This window comes from Methylomonas sp. Uni0009 (assembly GCF_054188105.3).
The window spans coordinates 1,716,129-1,734,328 of the sequence record NZ_JBTAFN010000001.1 but is presented as its reverse complement, the minus strand read 5'-3'; the positions used below and the strand labels follow the sequence as shown (position 1 = coordinate 1,734,328).

Annotated in this window: 14 protein-coding genes; 6 read left to right on the top strand and 8 right to left on the bottom strand. The window is 52.0% G+C overall.

The window, feature by feature from the left end:
- Positions 1-21: 21 nt before the first annotated feature.
- Entirely contained in the window at positions 22-207 is a 186-nt protein-coding gene (locus tag ACWAU0_RS08060; RefSeq protein ID WP_171697219.1) for a YjfB family protein, read from the bottom strand.
- Between the two features lie 332 nt (positions 208-539).
- Here ACWAU0_RS08060 and ACWAU0_RS08055 point away from each other — a divergent pair, with 332 nt between their 5' ends.
- Together ACWAU0_RS08055 and ACWAU0_RS08050 are read left to right on the top strand one after the other, a co-directional pair.
- Entirely contained in the window at positions 540-1,565 is a 1,026-nt protein-coding gene (locus ACWAU0_RS08055) for an HD-GYP domain-containing protein (RefSeq protein ID WP_101052714.1), read from the top strand.
- Positions 1,566-1,869: 304 nt separating this feature from the next.
- On the top strand, positions 1,870-6,009 hold the full coding sequence (locus ACWAU0_RS08050; RefSeq protein WP_523070780.1) for a PAS domain-containing protein: 4,140 nt from the start codon (positions 1,870-1,872) through the stop codon (positions 6,007-6,009).
- A gap of 67 nt (positions 6,010-6,076) precedes the next feature.
- Here the strand turns inward: ACWAU0_RS08050 and ACWAU0_RS08045 are convergent, their stop codons facing one another.
- Together ACWAU0_RS08045 and metH are read right to left on the bottom strand one after the other, a co-directional pair.
- The gene (locus ACWAU0_RS08045) at positions 6,077-6,340 is read right to left on the bottom strand and encodes a glutaredoxin family protein (protein ID WP_458138862.1); all 264 of its coding nucleotides are present in this window, start codon (positions 6,338-6,340) and stop codon (positions 6,077-6,079) included.
- An 11-nt stretch (positions 6,341-6,351) separates the two neighbouring features.
- Positions 6,352-10,023, bottom strand: a complete 3,672-nt coding sequence (gene metH / locus ACWAU0_RS08040) for a methionine synthase (RefSeq protein ID WP_458138861.1) — start codon at positions 10,021-10,023, stop codon at positions 6,352-6,354.
- Between the two features lie 75 nt (positions 10,024-10,098).
- Here metH and ACWAU0_RS08035 point away from each other — a divergent pair, with 75 nt between their 5' ends.
- The gene (locus ACWAU0_RS08035) at positions 10,099-10,290 is read left to right on the top strand and encodes a DUF2970 domain-containing protein (protein WP_458138860.1); all 192 of its coding nucleotides are present in this window, start codon (positions 10,099-10,101) and stop codon (positions 10,288-10,290) included.
- Between the two features lie 58 nt (positions 10,291-10,348).
- Here the strand turns inward: ACWAU0_RS08035 and ACWAU0_RS08030 are convergent, their stop codons facing one another.
- Positions 10,349-10,768, bottom strand: coding sequence for a hypothetical protein (locus tag ACWAU0_RS08030; RefSeq protein ID WP_033156855.1), 420 nt, complete (start codon positions 10,766-10,768; stop codon positions 10,349-10,351).
- A 213-nt stretch (positions 10,769-10,981) separates the two neighbouring features.
- Here ACWAU0_RS08030 and ACWAU0_RS08025 point away from each other — a divergent pair, with 213 nt between their 5' ends.
- The 3 genes from ACWAU0_RS08025 to ACWAU0_RS08015 all read left to right on the top strand — a co-directional run bounded on the left by ACWAU0_RS08025 (position 10,982) and on the right by ACWAU0_RS08015 (position 13,391).
- Positions 10,982-11,110, top strand: coding sequence for a hypothetical protein (locus tag ACWAU0_RS08025; RefSeq protein WP_255189959.1), 129 nt, complete (start codon positions 10,982-10,984; stop codon positions 11,108-11,110).
- A gap of 135 nt (positions 11,111-11,245) precedes the next feature.
- On the top strand, positions 11,246-13,153 hold the full coding sequence (locus tag ACWAU0_RS08020; RefSeq protein ID WP_458138859.1) for a DCC1-like thiol-disulfide oxidoreductase family protein: 1,908 nt from the start codon (positions 11,246-11,248) through the stop codon (positions 13,151-13,153).
- Positions 13,154-13,253: 100 nt separating this feature from the next.
- Positions 13,254-13,391, top strand: coding sequence for a hypothetical protein (locus tag ACWAU0_RS08015; protein ID WP_165385996.1), 138 nt, complete (start codon positions 13,254-13,256; stop codon positions 13,389-13,391).
- 386 nt (positions 13,392-13,777) lie between these two features.
- Here the strand turns inward: ACWAU0_RS08015 and ACWAU0_RS08010 are convergent, their stop codons facing one another.
- The 4 genes from ACWAU0_RS08010 to glyQ are packed head-to-tail and all read right to left on the bottom strand — an operon-like array spanning position 13,778 to position 18,032.
- Positions 13,778-14,542, bottom strand: a complete 765-nt coding sequence (locus ACWAU0_RS08010; protein ID WP_445367600.1) for a lysophospholipid acyltransferase family protein — start codon at positions 14,540-14,542, stop codon at positions 13,778-13,780.
- The gene (gene gmhB, locus ACWAU0_RS08005; protein ID WP_445367599.1) at positions 14,508-15,050 is read right to left on the bottom strand and encodes a D-glycero-beta-D-manno-heptose 1,7-bisphosphate 7-phosphatase; all 543 of its coding nucleotides are present in this window, start codon (positions 15,048-15,050) and stop codon (positions 14,508-14,510) included. The genes ACWAU0_RS08010 and gmhB overlap by 35 nt, the downstream gene beginning before the upstream one ends.
- Entirely contained in the window at positions 15,047-17,116 is a 2,070-nt protein-coding gene (gene glyS, locus ACWAU0_RS08000; protein ID WP_458138858.1) for a glycine--tRNA ligase subunit beta, read from the bottom strand. Before glyS ends, gmhB begins: the two co-directional genes overlap by 4 nt.
- Position 17,117: 1 nt before the next feature.
- Positions 17,118-18,032: a glycine--tRNA ligase subunit alpha gene (gene glyQ, locus ACWAU0_RS07995; protein ID WP_458138857.1), complete on the bottom strand. Its 915-nt coding sequence runs from the start codon at positions 18,030-18,032 to the stop codon at positions 17,118-17,120.
- Positions 18,033-18,200: the final 168 nt, after the last annotated feature.

The window sequence follows — 18,200 nt, the reverse complement described above, 5'->3', positions numbered from 1 at the left end:
GTTCCAGCAATCTTCCGCCCCTCAAACCCGGACATCGATACCGTTCGCCGGTACGCTGGCCGACTCCAATAACTTTAAGGCGTTTTGGCCTTGTTGTTCCTGCATCTCCTTGGCTTTTACCAGCATCGCAACTTCGACTTGTTGCGCGGTTTTTTGGGTGGACATTTGTGTCGCCAGCGCGGCGACGGAAGAGACGGAATCAAGCATGGCATGGCCTCGTCGGGTTGGTTTTGGAAAGCGGTTGCCGTAACGGCTAAAAAGGTTATCGAACCGCAAGCCGATAACTTTAGGCTATCGATAAAAATAACTGCTTACCTGCGTTCTGCCTGCGCCTTGGGGCATACACTATAATGTCCTGCGGCATCAGCTATGCGGCCCCCTTCAAAATCGAACGGCGTCCGAATGGTTTATAACGACTTAGCGCTCCGGCGCATCGCAACCAATATGAGCCAGCCCCGGAAAACCTTGGCATAATTTTCTGAAAACTGCGTTTGGCAGGGTATCCTGGCAGCATTAAGGCAAACCGATTAAAGAGTTTTATGACATATAAAGGCAACATTCTCGCCGTTGACGACACCCCTGCCTCCTTAAAGTTGTTAACGGATATTCTGAAGGACGAAGGCTACGAAGTCCGTTCTGCTATTAGCGGCGAATTAGCCTTAAATTCCGCTTTCAAACACCCGCCGGAACTGGTGCTGTTGGATATTCGCATGCCGGAGATGGATGGCTTCGAAGTTTGCCGGCAACTCAAAGCTAACCCGAATACATGCGATGTGCCGGTTATCTTCGTCAGCGCGATCATGGATACCGACGAAAAAGTGCGCGGCTTTGACTTGGGTGCAGTGGATTTCGTCACCAAGCCCTATCAGCGCGATGAATTGCTGGTTAGGGTGCGTACTCATTTGGAGTTTGACCGCCTGCGCAACCATCTGGAAGAACAGGTGGAAGAGCGAACCCGTAAACTGATGGAAAGCGAGAGAAATTTGCGCGCCGGCATGCTGGATTTCGTGACCGCGATTGCGGCCACTATCGAAGCACGCGATCCCTACACCGCCGGCCATCAACGCCGCGTCGCCCACCTCGCCACGGCTATCGCCCGCGGCTTGCAATTGCCGGAAGAGCGGATAGAGGGGCTGACGTTGGCGAGCGTAGTACACGATATTGGCAAAATTCGAATCCCCGCCGAAATACTGTGCAAGCCCGGTCGGTTGGACGATTTGGAGTTCAGCCTGATCAAGCGGCACGCCGAAACCGGCTACGACATCCTCAAATCCATCAACTTCCCTTGGCCTATCGCGCAAATCGTCTTGCAACATCACGAACGCCCCAACGGCAGTGGCTACCCGTGCGGCCTAAAGAAGGGTGAGATATTGCTGGAAGCGGAGATTCTGGCAGTTGCCGATGTGGTGGAAGCGATGAAGTCTCATCGCCCTTACCGCGCCGGTTTAGGCCTGGATGCAGCACTGCAGGAGATTTCCGACAATCGCGGTGTGCTGTATAACGCCGAAGTAGTCGAGATTTGTTTAAAGCTCTTTCGGGAACGGGATTACTGCCTGCCCGCTTGAGCGGCTCCTTAGAATTCCGCTAAAAATAACTTACCGAAATGACTATTCCCGGCAAACCGTTCGTACTCGACTGGCCTGGATGTCTGAGCAATTGCCGAGAGCGCAGTCGAAGCATGAACGGTTAAGGGCTATGAAGGCCCGGATTTCCCCGGCGATCCTTCGACAAGCACGGGAAAGTTCCGCTAATCCGCGCTAGAAAAGTTACTTAACCCTATCCTTAGGTGTTTTGCAGCGCGTTTAAGGAATACGATGGGACCTTTTGCCCGCGCACACTTACGGGCCGCCAATACACCACAACAGTCTTGTGAGTTCAGCTATGCCAGGTCAGCTTGATTTTCCAAACAATGTCTCGAGGCGGCTGATTGCCGGGGCGGTAATCCTTAACCTGTTGGTTATCGCCACCGTGGGGTTTGCGCTATATCGCAGCTTCGACAAATATCAACAGCGCGCCGAAATCACGACGCAGAACCTGGCCAAGGTTATCGCGCAAAACTTAGATAGCCTTATCGAAAAGGTCGACTTAGGCGTGTTGGTGGCCGTGGAGGAAATCCAGCGGCAACAGGCTTTGGGGAGCGTTGACGCCGAGGCGCTGTCGGTTTTTATGCAGCGCTTACAAGCGCGTTTGCCATGGGTTATCGGACTTAGAGCTACCGACGCGCAAGGTTGGCTAGCCTATGGCGTGGATGTACCCAAAGATAAGCCGCTCAGCATGGCGGATCGGCTCTATTTTTCTAGTTTGCGGGATAATCCGGCGCTTGGGCTATTTATCAACAAACCGGTGATGTCTCATATCAATAAGGTTTGGGTGCTAAATTTTGCGCGCCGCCTTAACCACGCCGACGGCAGTTTTGCCGGCGTGGTTTTTGCCAATGTTTCACTGGATAACTTGAGTAAAGCGATTTCCAGCGTTGATATTGGCAGTCGCGGGGCGATTAACCTGAGAGATGCCGATATGGGCTTGATCGTTCGCTATCCCGCCCATGCCGAACCCGGCAACATGATTGGCGATAAAACCATTTCGCCGGAATTTCGCCGGATGCTCGCATCCGGACACATCTCGGGTGTCTTTCACACGCCTTTCAGCTTCGACAATACCGCCAGGGTGGTATCTTTTCGCAAACTGGACACCTACCCGTTATGGGTCAGCGTCGGCCTGGCTCGGGACGACTTTCTGGCGGAGTGGTGGAATGAAGTCCTGGAAATGGCCGGACTGGTCCTGCTGTTTGCTTTGATTTCGGCTAGCAGCGCCCGGTTCATCATCGGTGCGTGGCGAAAGCAATTGCTGGTTGCAGCCAAGTTGGCGGCCGAAGAGGAAAAGTTCCATACCGTCGCGGACTACACCTTCGACTGGGAATATTGGGAAGGCGACGATCAGCAGATTTTGTATATGACGCCTTCCAGCTTGCGGGTTACCGGTTATGCGGCCGAGGAGTTTATGACCGATGCCGGGTTATTGCCGCGCATCATACATGCCGACGACCGGCACTTAATGACCGATCATCGCCACGATGTCGAGCATTTACGCCTCGCTGAAGTAGACTTTCGCATTGTCCGCCGCGATGGTGAAATACGCTGGATCTCGCATTGTTGCCAGGCCGTGTTCGGGGCGGACAATAACTACCGAGGCCGGCGCATCACTAACCGCGACATTACAGAACGCCATCTATTCGCCACCGAAATCAATCGGCTGGCGCAAGCGGCGGATCAGAATCCGACCGGCATCCAGATTACCGACCTGCAGGGCGTATTGACCTATACCAACCACGCTTATACGCGGATTACCGGGTATACGTTCGGCGAGGCTTACAAAATGACGCCTCGCGCATTATTGTCCAGTGAAATAACTGCCGATACGTACCAAGCCTGCCAAGCACAATTGGCAGCAGGCAAATTATGGAAATCCTCGCTGACCAATCGCCACAAAAACGGCGAGTTGCGCTGGGAACAGATCACCGCCTCACCGATTTACGACGAAGCTTATCAGGTTTGCAATTATCTATATTTACGCACGGACATCACCGAAGCCAAGCAAACGGAAGCGGCCTTATATAAGCTCAATCGCGAATTGCGCGCGATCAGTAATTGCAATCAGGCCTTGCTGCGACATGACAACGAACCAAGCCTGCTTAAAGAAATTTGCCGTATCGTCTGCGATGAAGCCGAATATCGCATGGCTTGGGTCGGCTACTTGGAAAACGGCCCTCCCAAAACAATACGCCCGGTGGCCTGGGCCGGTTTTGAAAACGGCTATCTGGCCGTCACCGATCACAGTGGCGGGGATGCAGCGGGCGCCCACAGTCCCGCTGCCGCCGCCATTTGCAGCGGCGAAAAAGTCTATGTTCAGGATGTCTGCACCGATGCGTTGATGGCTTTGGCACGAGACGCAGCGTTAGCGCGCGGCTATCGCTCGGTTATTGCCTTGCCTTTGGCCGATCAGAACGCGGATATTTTCGGTGCGCTGACGATTTATTCCGCAGAACCCAATGCGATTACGGCAACGGAGATTCGTTTGCTAGAGGAGCTGGCCGGAGATTTGGCCTTTGGCATTTCCGTGCTCCGCGATAAGGCTGAGCGCTTACGCACGGAAGAGCATTTACGCGACTCGGAGGAGCGCTTGCGGTTGACGTTGGAAGCCGCGCAGGTCGGCGTTTGGGACTGGGATGTAAAAAACGACCAATGGTACGCTTCGCCCACCTATTACACGATGCTCGGCTATCCAGTTCGGACCGGCATGGCTGATCGGCGCGCATGGTTCGAAAGCGTTCATCCGGATGATCAAGCGGAAGTCAGCGACAAAATGAGCGGCGTGTTGTCCAGGGATTTCACGGAATATCAATATCAAGCGCGCATGCGCCACGCCGACGGCTGTTATCGTTGGCAATATGTGTGCGGTTTCGGTATTCAGCGCGATTCGGACGGTAAGGTCATACGCATGTTGGGTATTCGTATGGACATCCATGATCGCAAGCAAAACGAGGAAGAATTACGGCGCTATAAAGAACACCTCGAAGATGAAATCCAGCAACGTACCGCCGACTTGATAATAGCGCGCGATGCGGCAGAAGCGGCCAATAGGGCCAAGAGCGTATTCCTGGCCAATATGAGCCACGAATTGCGTACCCCGCTGAACGCTATTCTTGGGTTCTCGAAATTGATGCGGAAAAATCCCCAACTGTCGGACGAGCAAAGGCAAAACCTGGATATTATCAATCGCAGCGGCGAGCATCTGTTGATGTTGATTAACGATGTATTGGAAATGGCTAAAATCGAAGTAGGCCGACTACACCTGGAAAACGCGCCTTTCGATTTGGGCAATATGGTGCGCGATATTACCGACATGATGAGCGTCCGCGCCACCGAAAAAGGCCTTAGGTTGCTGATCGACCAAGCATCGCAATTTCCGCGCTTCATTGTTGGAGACGAAGCCCGCTTGCGGCAAGTGCTGATTAATTTGGTGGGCAATGCCATTAAATTTACGCAGCAAGGCGGTGTTACCTTACGCCTAGGCACTCGCAAAAATCGCATTTCGCATCTACAGATTGAGGTCGAAGATTCCGGTGTGGGGATCCCGCTGGCCGATCAGCAACGTATATTCGAACCATTCGTACAGCTAGGCGAGCAAAGGGATAGCCAAGGCACCGGCTTGGGATTGACCATTACCCGCCAGTTTGTGGAATTGATGGGCGGTACGCTTACCTTGGAAAGCCACCCGAATCAAGGCGCTTTATTTAGAATAGATCTGCCGCTCGCGGAGGTGAATCAGGCGGATATTACCGGCCCCAGTGTCGACAAAGCGGAAGCCGGTGCCGTCATCGGCTTAGAGGAAGGGCAAAGCGACTACCGCATATTAATCGTTGAAGATCAGCTCGAAAATCAGTTATTGCTGGCAAAATTGATGGAATCGGTCGGATTCTCCTGCAAAGTGGCCGGCAACGGCGCGGAGGGCATATCGCTATTTCAAACCTGGCAACCGCAATTTATCTGGATGGATAGGCAAATGCCGGTAATGGACGGCTTGGAAGCCACGAAAAGAATCCGGGAGTTGCCTGGCGGGCGGGAGGTCGTCATTGTTGCCGTCACAGCCTCGGCATTCCTGGAGCAGCGCGGCGAGCTTCTGGAAGCCGGTATGAACGATTTTGTGCGCAAGCCTTATCGCTTCAACGAAATCTACGAATGTCTGGCCAAGCACTTGGGGGTGCGTTATGTTTACGGGGGTGTTCCAGAACAAACCCCGCCAATCGCGCCATTAACGCCGGACATGTTAGCCGGCTTGCCGGCATCGGCACGGGAGGAATTGAAAAATGCACTGGAAAGCCTGGAGCCGGAACGTATAGCAAATGCCATAGTTCTGGCAACGGCGCAGGATCCTCAATTGCGCAAAACCCTGGCCTATCTGGCTGATAACTTTGACTATCCGGCCATTCTGAAGGCTTTGCCCAGCTGATTTTATCGTTCGCCGTTTTGAGTTGCACTGTTCCGGCACGTACGATTTGGCGACCGCCAAACCGATACTACGTCCGGCGTGCTGACTGGCATTCGCTTGGATCGATGGCGATGCTGAATGCTTTTAATTGCAGGCTGTCGAAAGGCCAATTCAGTTGCTTTTGGCTTGGGGCATGCCACAACACCGGAATCAACAAACCATACGCCCCCTGCCATTGCTCATTGTCCATAATGTCCCGGCTGGTAAAATCCAGCCCGGCGGCTACCAGTAACGCTTCCGCCTCTTCGCACAAATGGCAGCCTTCGGTGCCGAACAGGATAAAATCAGCCACGGTTGAATCGATCAATGATTCAAATGCGCAGCCAACCAACGTTCGGCTACTTCGATCTTCAGGCCTTTACGCCGCGCGTAGTCTTCTAACTGGTCCTGATCGATCTTGCCGACATTGAAATACTGCGAATCCGGATGCGAGAAATACCAGCCGCTGACCGCTGCGGTCGGATACATCGCAAAGTTTTCGGTCAGTTCTATCGTCGTATTTTCCGTCACGTTGAGCAATTCAAACAGCTTGGCCTTTTCAGTGTGGTCCGGGCAAGCCGGATAGCCGGGAGCCGGACGGATGCCTTGATAGGCCTCTTCGATCAATGCGTGATTGTCGTAATTTTCCTCTTCGGCATAGCCCCAGTATTCGCGGCGTACGGCTTGATGCATGTATTCCGCAAACGCTTCGGCCAGCCGGTCGGCCAGAGCTTTCAGCATGATGGCGCTGTAGTCGTCGTGATCTTTTTCGAACTCGGCCAGTTTGGTTTCGATGCCGATACCGGAGGTCACCGCGAAACCTCCCAGATAGTCGGCAATGCCGCTACCGACCGGCGCGATGAAATCGGATAGGCAGTAATTGGGTCGGCCCGGCGCCTTGACGTTTTGCTGGCGCAAATGGTGCAGCGTTTCGCGTGGTTGGCTGCGGGTGTCGTCGGTATACAGCACGATGTCGTCGCCGTCGCTGTTGGCCGGGAAGAAGCCTATGACGGCCTTGGCTGTCAACCATTGCTCGCGAATCAGGTGTTTCAGCATCTCCTGAGCGTCTTCGAATAGCTTGGTGGCTTCGACGCCAACCACGTGATCGCTAAGAATGGCCGGATAGCTGCCGGACAATTCCCAAGTCTGGAAGAACGGCGTCCAGTCGATGTACCAAACCAGCGTATCCAGCGGGAAATTATCGACTACCTTGGTGCCGAGGAACTTAGGTTTAACCGGCTGATGGCTGGCGTAATTGAATTTGTTCTGCCGGGCTTTTTCCAGATTATGTTGTGGATTCTTAGCGTGTCGCCCCTTGTGACGCTCGCGCACCACTTCATACTCGGCACGGGTTTTTTCCACGAAATCGGCTTTTAAATCGTCGCTGAGCAGGGCGCTGACCACGCCGACACTGCGCGATGCATCGGTGACATAGACGGTCGGCGACTGATAGTGCGGTTCAATTTTTACCGCGGTATGCGCGCGCGAAGTCGTCGCGCCGCCTATCATCAATGGAATCGTGAACCCTTGCCGCTGCATTTCCTTGGCGACATGCACCATTTCATCCAGCGACGGCGTGATCAAGCCGCTTAGGCCGATCACATCGACATTTTGCTCGCGGGCAGTTTTCAGAATCGTCTCGGCCGGCACCATCACGCCCAAATCGATGACTTCATAATTATTGCATTGCAGTACCACGCCGACGATGTTTTTGCCAATGTCGTGCACATCGCCCTTCACAGTGGCCATCAGCACTTTGCCGTTGGTTTGCCGCTCGCTGCCGTCTATTTCGGCGTCCATGAACGGCATCAGATAGGCCACGGCTTTTTTCATGACCCGCGCCGATTTCACCACTTGCGGCAAAAACATTTTGCCTTCGCCGAACAAGTCGCCGACCACGTTCATACCGTCCATCAACGGCCCTTCGATGACGTGTAACGGTTTTTCTGCTTCCAGCCTTGCCGCTTCGGTATCTTCTTCAATGTAATCGGCAATGCCTTTCACTAACGCATGTTCCAGGCGTTTAGTGACCGGCCATTCACGCCATTCCAAGGTTTCCTGTTTCGCTGTCTGGCCGCTACCACGATATTTTTCGGCAATTTCCAGCAGCTTTTCAGTGCCTTCCGGGGTGCGATTCAAAATCACGTCTTCGACGGCATTGCGCAGTTCTTCCGGAATATCGGCGTAAATCGCCAACTGCCCGGCGTTGACGATGCCCATGTCCATGCCTGCGTGGACGGCATGGTACAGAAATACCGCGTGGATCGCTTCGCGCACCGGATTGTTGCCGCGGAACGAGAACGACACGTTCGATACGCCTCCGGAAATTAAAGCGTGCGGCAGAGTCTGCTTGATGATGCGGGTGGCTTCGATGAAATCGACGCCATAGTTGTTGTGCTCTTCGATGCCGGTGGCAACCGCGAAAATGTTGGGGTCGAAGATGATGTCTTCCGGCGGGAAGCCGACCTGTTCGGTGAGTATCTTATAGGCGCGGGTGCAGATTTCCACTTTGCGCGCCATCGTATCCGCTTGGCCCTGTTCGTCGAACGCCATCACGATCACAGCCGCTCCATAGCGGCGCACCAGCTTGGCGTGTTCGATAAATTTTTCTTCGCCTTCCTTGATCGAGATCGAGTTGACGACGCCCTTGCCCTGGATGCATTTCAGGCCGGCTTCCAGAATCTCCCATTTCGAAGAGTCCAGCATGATCGGTACTTTGGCAATATCCGGCTCGGCCGCCAACAGATTCAAAAAGCGCACCATCGCGGCTTTAGAATCCAGCATGCCTTCGTCCATGTTGATGTCGATAATCTGCGCGCCGTTTTCGACCTGTTGCTTGGCAACTTCCAGGGCTTCTTCGTAACGTTCTTCGACGATCATTTTCTTGAAGATCGCCGAACCGGTAACGTTGGTACGTTCGCCGACGTTCACGAACAGCGTTTCCGGACCGATGCTCATCGCTTCCAGGCCGGCCAGGTGGCAGCGTTTTTCCAACTCGGGAATCTTACGCGGCTGATATTTTTCCAGCGCGGCAACGATGGCGCGTATCGTGTCCGGCGAGGTGCCGCAGCAACCGCCGATGATATTCAAATAGCCGCTCGCCGCCCAGTCTGCCAGCTCGGCGGCCATCATTTCCGGCGTTTCGTCGTATTCGCCAAATTCGTTGGGCAGGCCAGCGTTCGGGTGGGCGGAAACGTAGGTGTCGGCGATATTGGAAAGTTCTTCGATGTATTGGCGCAGTTCCTGCGCACCGAGCGCGCAGTTGAAGCCGATCGAGATGGGTTGCACGTGTTTCAACGAATACCAGAATGCGGCGGCGGTCTGGCCGGATAGCGTACGGCCGGAGGCGTCGGTAATCGTGCCGGAGATCATCACCGGCAGTTTGTAACCTAGTTTGTCGAAAGTCTGTTCGACCGCGAAAATCGCCGCTTTGGCGTTCAGCGTATCGAACACCGTTTCGATCAGGATGATGTCGGCTCCACCGTCGATTAAGCCCTGAGTGGCTTCGCTGTAGGCGCTTACCAAATCATCGAACGTGATGTTACGGAAGCCGGGATCGTTGACATCCGGCGACATTGATGACGTGCGATTGGTGGGGCCCAAGACGCCGGCGACAAAACGCGGCTTGTCCGGCGTTAACGCGCTGACTTCGTTGGCCGCCTGTTTAGCGACGCGGGCCGAAGCTACGTTGATCTCGTAAGCAAGGTCTTCCATCCGATAATCGGCCATCGCGATACGGGTGGAATTGAAGGTATTGGTTTCCAGAATATCCGAGCCGGCATCCAGATAGGCGCGATGAATCGCCTTGATTACCTCGGGCTGGGTAATCGATAATAAATCGTTGTTGCCCTTAAGATCGACAGGCCAGTCGGCAAAGCGTACGCCGCGATAATCCTTCTCCTCCAGTTTGTAGCTCTGAATCATGGTGCCCATCGCACCGTCCAGAAACAAAATCCGTTGAGATAATAACTGGTGTAATCTTTGTGTGCTGTTCATACTGCCTGAGGGTCGTAAGGGTGAATATCGGTGGGCTAGTCCGCTTTATTATCAAACCAAATTTTGAGGGAAATCATGTCTAAACCCAGTCTATTGCATGTCATAAAAAGCGTGTTTGCCGCCGTGATCGGCGTGCAAAGCAATAAGAATAGAGCGCTTGATTTTCAGCATGGCTCTTTGCCTGCCTATATTGTCGTCGGGCTGATTGCGACTGTGCTGTTTATTTTAACGATAGTCAGCATCGTATCCGCAGTTACCGGCGGCTGAGGAATTTCGACGGTAACGAAGCCCAAGCGGCCTTGGGCTTCGGAGCCAGCCAAGTTGGTTAGTTGCTGGAGGTTTTGAAGCTGTTTTTGATGCTGACAAACAACTCTTTGATACCGCTGAACAGGTTGGCTGGTGTCAACGCTTGTTTCAAAATAAACTGACAGCGAATCAGAGCGACAGCCAACACACCGGCAAACGGCGGTAGTAATTCGAAGAAAACCGGCATGAACCAGCCGCCGGCGCCTTCCTGGGTTTTTCTATCGCCGACGCTGGTCAAGTCGCGATCATATTCGCCGCCGACATCTTTACCGTCTAAGCCGTCGATGATCATAATGTTGATGTTGTAGAACAACACCTGAATGACCAAGAACACTATGGCACAGCCGGCAACCCACATCAGCACATTACCCGTTTTGGCTTTTATCAGGGTTTGATATACCCAGATTGCCGTCAAAATCATTATTACGCCACCAATCATCTCTATTCCCCTTGTTGAAACTGTTTTTATAATTCTCAAAATTCAGGTTGAGAAAGCATACTACCATAATCCACCTGGATGGCAATTGCGGTCGGATGTTTCCGCGATAGCCATGAATCGCTTGACTTTGAAGGTGGCTAAAGTAACATATGAAGCTCGACCGCCAAAGACATGGCAAATTTTATAACAACTAACTAAAGGTAGGAGGCACCCATGGGAGCGATCTTAGATTTAACAGAAATGCTGAAAGAACCGTCGGGCATGATTGGAGCGGTAGTTATCATCGCTGCAGGATACTTCTTTGTAAAATGGGTTTTTGCTGAGCCTAAAGACGAAGAGTAAGCTACACCCCCTCGCTTACAAAGCTTTTCTGGAAAAAGCGGCTACGGATAGATCCCGTAGCCGCTTTTTTTTTGCCTGACGCATACCATTTTCAAATCCCTTATAATCTGTGGACTTTTAGCCTGCCGACCCGCCATGTACAAACTGTTAGTTCAGAAAGTCAATGCTCTTTATTCTAAAAAAGTACCCGCTACCGGCGTAGGCCTTTTCAGGCTTTTGTTTGGGGTGGTGACACTACAGGAAGTTTTTTTTCTGCTGTATTTCAACCATTTGATATTCGACCCCATCCCATTCATGGATGTCGAATTTCCGATGATTCCGTTCTTCCTTTGGCTATGGGCCGCGGTGGCGTTTTGTCTGGCCATCGGTTACCGCTGCCAGGCGGCCAGTGTTGCTAACTACATTTTTTGGCTGCTATTCGTTAATTTCACGCCTATGCAGCGCGATTTCGACGGCGGCTTCGATTTGTTCATGATTGGCGCCAATTTCTTTCTGATCTTCATGCCTATGGACCAAGCCTTTTCTATTGATGGCCTTAGGAAAAAATTTCTGCGCCCCTTCACGCATTATTCTCAATACCAAGCTCCGGAAGTGTCTGCACTGACTTATTATCTACCGGTCGCGATTTGTCTGGGCTTTTTGTATTTCGATTCCGCGATACACAAGATGTTTGCCGAGCATTGGCGCAACGGCTTGGGTGCTTGGTTGCCGTCTTCGATTCCGTATTACATGTCCGCGCTGGATTTGTCCTGGCTGCTGAATATCGAGATTTTGCAAAAAATCATCGGCTACACCATCATCGCATTCCAGTTTACTTTCCTGTTGTTTTTTCATCGCCGCCAGTTCAGATGGCTGTACTTTCTGATCGGGATTTCCTTGCATTTGGGCATTACCCTGTCCTTCAATATTTACCCGTTCGGAATGGGAATGCTGATTTTCTACGCATTGGTGATGCCATTTGCCTGGTATAGAAAAATCGGGGTACTTCTACGGATCAAACAACCACTATTAACGGTGTTTTACGACCAACAATGCCCATTGTGCAATCGTACGGTTTTGACACTGAATCATTTCGACATTTTGCACGGTGTTGATTTCAAGCCCGCACAAGTGTTTGCAATCGATTATCCAGCTCTAGCCGAATTGGGCGAAAAGCAACTGCTGACCGATTTGTACGCGGTGGATGGCGATGGACTGGTTTATTCCGGCGTTGATACTTACGCGCAAATTTTAATCTCGATGCGCTACACCGCGATGATAGGTTGGGCCATGAAACTGCCGCTGCTTTATCAGTGGATATGCGGGCGCTACCGGGCGATTGCCGATTCGCGCACGCGATTGGCATGCGATGTGAGCTGTCTGCCGGCATCAGCTGAAAACCTGCCGCCGAGTTTGTACGAGCGAATTTTCGAAGCGGAGCATGCCTTACCGGCCAGAAGTCGCGTACACAAAATCAGCAAAGTGTTGCTGGTGTTGATCTTGTTTCAGTTCAACAGCAGCTTTCACTATGGTTTGCTGTACCGCCTGCATGTCGATACCCGCCAGTCGCCGATAACCAGCATGCTGGCGGATATGAGCAACGCGGTCTTAATGATGTCTCACACGTTTTTGGGCATCACCCCCCACGCGCTGTATCTTCACGACCATTTCGAAGGCTATGACCGTTTACTGGCTATTACCTATTTGGATGCCAACGGCGAAGAGCAATGGTTACCGTTTGTTAATCGGCAAGGCCGCCTGTTGGCGCCGAATTGGGGGCGGGTGCATTCCATGTGGGCCAACATTGCGGTAACCCCAAATATCGACGAGCTCCGCTTGAAAAAATTCATCATGAAAGTCACGGCGTTCTGGGGAAAAAAAAGTGGTTTAGAGCTCGATAGCACGCAATTTATCGTCAAAATGAAGAGAATTCGAGCACCGTTTGTGTGGGAAAAAGATCTCAGGAACAGCAACTTGGCCGGAGAATGGCAAGCAATAGGCTCCGCACAATGGACTGGAAAGGACATAAAGATCAACCTGCCGAAAGACATCGATATTTTGTAAACATCTAGGGTATTGCATACTCGGTTTTGTCATGCTATAAATTTTGCGTGCTTGAATTTGAGTACACACAAAAATAAAAACCTTTAAATCGGAGGATGTTATGAAAAAAGTATTTTCTGTCTTGGCTATGGTAATGATGATTGTAAGCTTGAGCGGTTGCATGGACGACCCAGACCAAGGCAACCCAAAACCAAAAGGCTATGGCTCACCTAACCAACAAGGTTCAGGGGTTAAATAATCCTAGCCCTGGCAGGATATTCCTTCCTGAGTAAGGCCCACCCTGTGGGCCTTATATCCCGATTTCTTTTCCTCCAAACAGATTTAGTTTGCGCCAAACTGGTTCGGCATGTTTAAATCTCGCTGTGCTTAATTTTTTGTTTAGATTCAGCACACGCAAAAATATAAAAAACTTTTATTTGGAGGATGTTATGAAAAAAGTATTATCTCTTTTAGCTATGACCCTGATGATTGCTGGCCTGAGCGGTTGCATGGACGATCCAGATGCATCAAAACAAAAAGTTTCTAGCTCTACTTCTGTAGCGCTTTAATCTTTAAGCTTGAAGAAAAAGGCCCGCGAATGCGGGCCTTTTTTTTGCAGCTTAAATTTTAGCTCCCCAATTCGAATTACCCTGCTATTCGTTCTGCATCGATTTGCAACATCGCTTTATTAATCCAGGCTTCGGCCTCTGCGTTAATATCCTTCGATTTTTTATCAATGCTACTGATAACCGGCCCAATTTTGACCTTAATCACGCCCGGATATTTCAAAAAACTGTTACGCGGCCAATATTCTCCTGCATTGTGCGCCAGCGGAATCACCGGAAAACCGGATTTTTGCGCCAGCATTGCACCGCCCGCATTAAATTTTTTATGCGCTCCCGGCGCCACTCGGGTTCCCTCCGGAAACACCACCACGAACAAACCTTCCTGCAAACGCTGAATCCCTTGATCGATCAACATTTTTAGCGCTTCTTTCTGATTTTGCCGATCTATGGCGATGGGTTTTAATGTCGCCAGCGCCCAGCCGCCAAACGGGATTTGCAGCAACGATTTTTTCAAAACCGCGGTTTGCGGGAAAATAAATTGCCGCAAAGCCACCGTTTCCCAGGCCGACTGATGTTTGCTGAGAATAATCGCCGCGCTATCGCGAGGAATGTTTTCCAGCCCTTCCACTTCATAACTTAGCCCGCAACATAACTTCAGCATAAACAGCAGGCAATTGATCCAAACATCGGCGATTTTATAGCGCATCGGAAACGGCAGAAAAAATCCGCCCAAAATCGCCACCCCGACAATCAGTGTCGAGAATACTATGTAAATGAACAACAATGTAGAGCCCAAATAGACTCTAAAATCAGCTTGTCGAGACGATGTGCGTGGCTGCGTCATAAAGATTATCGAAAATAGGAACGTTACGTTGTGGATTATTAAGGGCAGTTTTTTCGCCTTTCCCGGTTTTGACCAGAATAGGTTTGGCACCGGCCGATTCCGCGGCCTGAATATCGCGCAAGGAGTCGCCAATCGCATAAGTCCGGCTCAAATCAGCTTGCGTATCGGCGGCAAAGCGTCGAAACAGTCCGTCCAGAGGTTTGCGGCAGTCACAAGTGTCGTTTGGGCCGTGAGGGCAAAAATAAATGGCTTCTATGTGTCCGTCGGCCTGGGACGCCAATTGCCGCATTTTGGCATGTATCGCCGCCAGCGTTGCCAAATCGAATAAGCCCCTGGCAATCCCCGACTGATTCGTAATCACCACGACTTTGTAGCCATGTCGATTTAACAGCGCAATGGCTTCCAGGCTGCCGGCCAGCGGCAGCCATTCTTCCGGTGATTTGATAAAATCGTCGGAATCGACATTGATGGTGCCGTCCCGATCCAGAATAACGTAACGCTCGGTCACGATTGCAGTTTGGAAATATCGGCGATTTTCAGGAATTGATTGGACAATTTGGCCAGCAATGCCAAACGACTGTTGCGTAAAACTTCGTCGTCGGTATTCACCATCACATTATCGAAAAACGCATCGACGCTATCGCGTAACTGCGCCAGCCGGCTCAGGGCCAGCGGATAATTCTGTTCGGCCAACAACGGCAAAATGTCGGCTTCCGATTGCTCGGCGGCTGCCAACAAGTTTTTCTCGGCGGCTTCTACCAAAGTACCAATGCTCTCCGTAGGCGCTTGATCCGATTTTTTCAGGATGTTGATAATACGTTTGTTCGCCGCCGCCAGACTTTCCGCTTCCGGCAAGGCTCTAAAACCTTGCACAGCGCGAATACGCAGCATGAAATCCAACGGACTAGTCGGATTAACCGCCAATACCGCTTCGAACTCGTGGCTGGTATAGCCTTGATCCAGACAATAGCCTTTTAGACGGTCAAACAGAAAACCTATCACTTTTTGCCGGATTTCGGCTTTATTAAAGTCGTGACTGAACTGATCCAGCGCAGCATCCAGCAGTTCGACGACATCCAATGCAATACCGTTTTCGATCAGCACCCGCAAAATGCCCAGCGTGGCTCGACGCAAGGCGTATGGGTCTTTGTCGCCGGTTGGAATCAAGCCTGCGCTGAAAATACCGGCCAGGGTGTCGATTTTTTCCGCCAGCGCCAACGCCTGGCCGATTTGACCGCTCGGTGTCGCGCCGCCGGACTGCTTGGGGTAATAATGTTCTTCCAAGGCTAAAGCCACGTCGGCATGTTCGCCGTCCGCAGCGGCGTAATAACGACCCATCGTGCCTTGCAGATTGGCGAATTCGCCGACCATATTGGTCATCAAATCGGTTTTGGCCAACAGTGCGGCTCGTCTTGCAAGCTCCACTTCGGCGCCCAATTTTTCGGCAACCAAAGCCGCAAGCTTGGCTACACGCTCGGTTTTATCGAACAAGGTACCCAGGTCTTTTTGGAAGACGATGCTTTTCAAGCTGTCGACCCGATCAGCCAGCGATTGTTTTCTATCCTGTTTCCAGAAAAACTCCGCGTCGACCAGACGTGGCAACACCACGCGCTCATTGCCTTGCCGGATGGAATCGGGGTTGGAGCTTTCGATATTGGCGAAGGTAATGAAATGCGGCAGCAATCGGCCTGCAGCATTTTTAACCGGAAAATATTTCTGGTTGGCCTGCATGGTGGTGATCAACACCTCCTGCGGCAATTCCAGAAAACGCGCATCGAAATTACCCACGACCGGCACCGGCCATTCGTTTAATGCCGCCACTTCTTCCAGCAAATCGTCTTCGATATGGGCAATACCGCCAACATTGCTGGCCGCTTGATTGGCAGCATCGCGGATGATGGTCATGCGTTCTTCGAAATCGGCCAGCACCTTGCCATGCTGTTTGAGGATGTCCAGATATTCGTGTGGACTACCGATGCTCAAATCCAGTGGTGAATGAAAGCGGTGACCACGGGTGACGCGGCCGGTCGTGCGGCCGAGAATATCGGTAATCAGAATTTCAGAACCCAACAGCAAAACCGCCCAATGTACCGGCCGGGCAAATTCGGCATCGAAACTTCCCCAGCGCATACGTTTAGCAATCGGTAAATTGGCCAGACTTTTGCGGATAATGTCAGGGATCAACTCGGCAGTGGCTTGGCCTTTCACCGCTTGTTTGAAGATCAACCATGAACCCTTGTCGGTTTCCAGCTTCTCCAAATCCTCAAAAGACGCACCGCAACTGGCGGCAAAACCCAGCGCGGCCTTGCTAGGTGAACCGTCGGGACCGTAAGCCGCCTGAATGGCCGGACCGCGCTTTTCAACAACTTTATCAGCCTGAAAGGTTTGCAGATCGTCTATCAATACCGCCAAGCGGCGCGGCGTGGCATAGGCACGGCCTTGGCCGTAGCTCAAACCGGCCTCTTGCAAGCCGGCCAAAATATTGTCCAGCAAGGCCTGACTGAGTTTTTTTAAGGACTTCGGCGGTAACTCCTCGCAGCCCAGTTCGAACAATAAATGATTGGTCTCGGTCATGTCACGCTCCCTGTCTGGCGAGAATCGGAAAGCCTAGCGCTTCCCGGCGGTTGTAATAGGCTTCGGCGACCGACTTGGCCATGTTGCGTACCCGTAAGATGTAGCGTTGCCGCTCGGTAACTGAAATGGCGTGGCGAGCATCGAGTAGATTAAAGGAGTGGGAGGCTTTTAAGACCATTTCGTAAGCCGGCAGCGGCAGGTTTTTCTCCAGCAGCATCAGGCATTCACGCTCGTAGGTATCGAAGCATTGGAACAAGAATTCGACATTGGCGTGCTCGAAGTTGAACTCGGACATCTCGACTTCGTTTTGGTGGAACACGTCGCCATAGGTGACCACGCCTTGCGGACCGCGGGTCCAGACCAAATCGTAGACGCTTTCGACGCCTTGTAGATACATCGCAATCCGTTCCAGGCCGTAAGTAATTTCACCGCTTACCGGCCGACATTCCAGGCCGCCGACTTGTTGAAAGTAGGTAAATTGGGTGACTTCCATGCCGTTCAACCACACTTCCCAACCCAAGCCCCAAGCACCTAGCGTTGGCGACTCCCAGTTGTCTTCCACAAAACGGATGTCGTGTTCCAGCAAATCCAGGCCCAGATGCCGCAATGATCCCAGGTACAACTCCTGAATATTGTCCGGCGACGGCTTCATGATTACCTGAAACTGATAATAATGCTGCAAGCGGTTGGGATTTTCCCCGAAACGGCCGTCTGTCGGGCGCCGCGAAGGTTGCACGTAAGCGCTGTTCCAAGGCTCCGGACCGATGGCGCGCAAGAAAGTGGCTGGGTGGAAAGTGCCGGCACCGACTTCCTGATCCAAAGGCTGCAACAACACACAACCCTGATTCGACCAGTATTCCTGTAAGGTCAGAATCAGGCCCTGAAAAGTAGAGACATCGTTTTTGCTAATCGACACGTCGGGAGCCACTTGATAGATAAAAAATGAGTTTATTGTACCTGAAAAGTACTCGCTAGACAGGCGCCAAGGGGGCTTTAAAGAATCCCGCTCAAGCCTGCTAACATCGCTCCAGGCAAGCGGAATCTGTGCGCTCTGGATCCCCACTAGCGTCCTCACAAGCCGGAA

Coding starts and splice junctions, on each gene's coding strand:
- ACWAU0_RS08060 (WP_171697219.1), bottom strand. CDS start 207: ATGCTTGATTCCGTCTCTTCCGTCGCCGCGCTGGCGACACAAATGTCC.
- ACWAU0_RS08055 (WP_101052714.1), top strand. CDS start 540: ATGACATATAAAGGCAACATTCTCGCCGTTGACGACACCCCTGCCTCC.
- metH (WP_458138861.1), bottom strand. CDS start 10,023: ATGAACAGCACACAAAGATTACACCAGTTATTATCTCAACGGATTTTG.
- ACWAU0_RS08035 (WP_458138860.1), top strand. CDS start 10,099: ATGTCTAAACCCAGTCTATTGCATGTCATAAAAAGCGTGTTTGCCGCC.
- ACWAU0_RS08030 (WP_033156855.1), bottom strand. CDS start 10,768: ATGATTGGTGGCGTAATAATGATTTTGACGGCAATCTGGGTATATCAA.
- ACWAU0_RS08025 (WP_255189959.1), top strand. CDS start 10,982: ATGGGAGCGATCTTAGATTTAACAGAAATGCTGAAAGAACCGTCGGGC.
- ACWAU0_RS08020 (WP_458138859.1), top strand. CDS start 11,246: ATGTACAAACTGTTAGTTCAGAAAGTCAATGCTCTTTATTCTAAAAAA.
- ACWAU0_RS08015 (WP_165385996.1), top strand. CDS start 13,254: ATGAAAAAAGTATTTTCTGTCTTGGCTATGGTAATGATGATTGTAAGC.
- ACWAU0_RS08010 (WP_445367600.1), bottom strand. CDS start 14,542: ATGACGCAGCCACGCACATCGTCTCGACAAGCTGATTTTAGAGTCTAT.
- glyS (WP_458138858.1), bottom strand. CDS start 17,116: ATGACCGAGACCAATCATTTATTGTTCGAACTGGGCTGCGAGGAGTTA.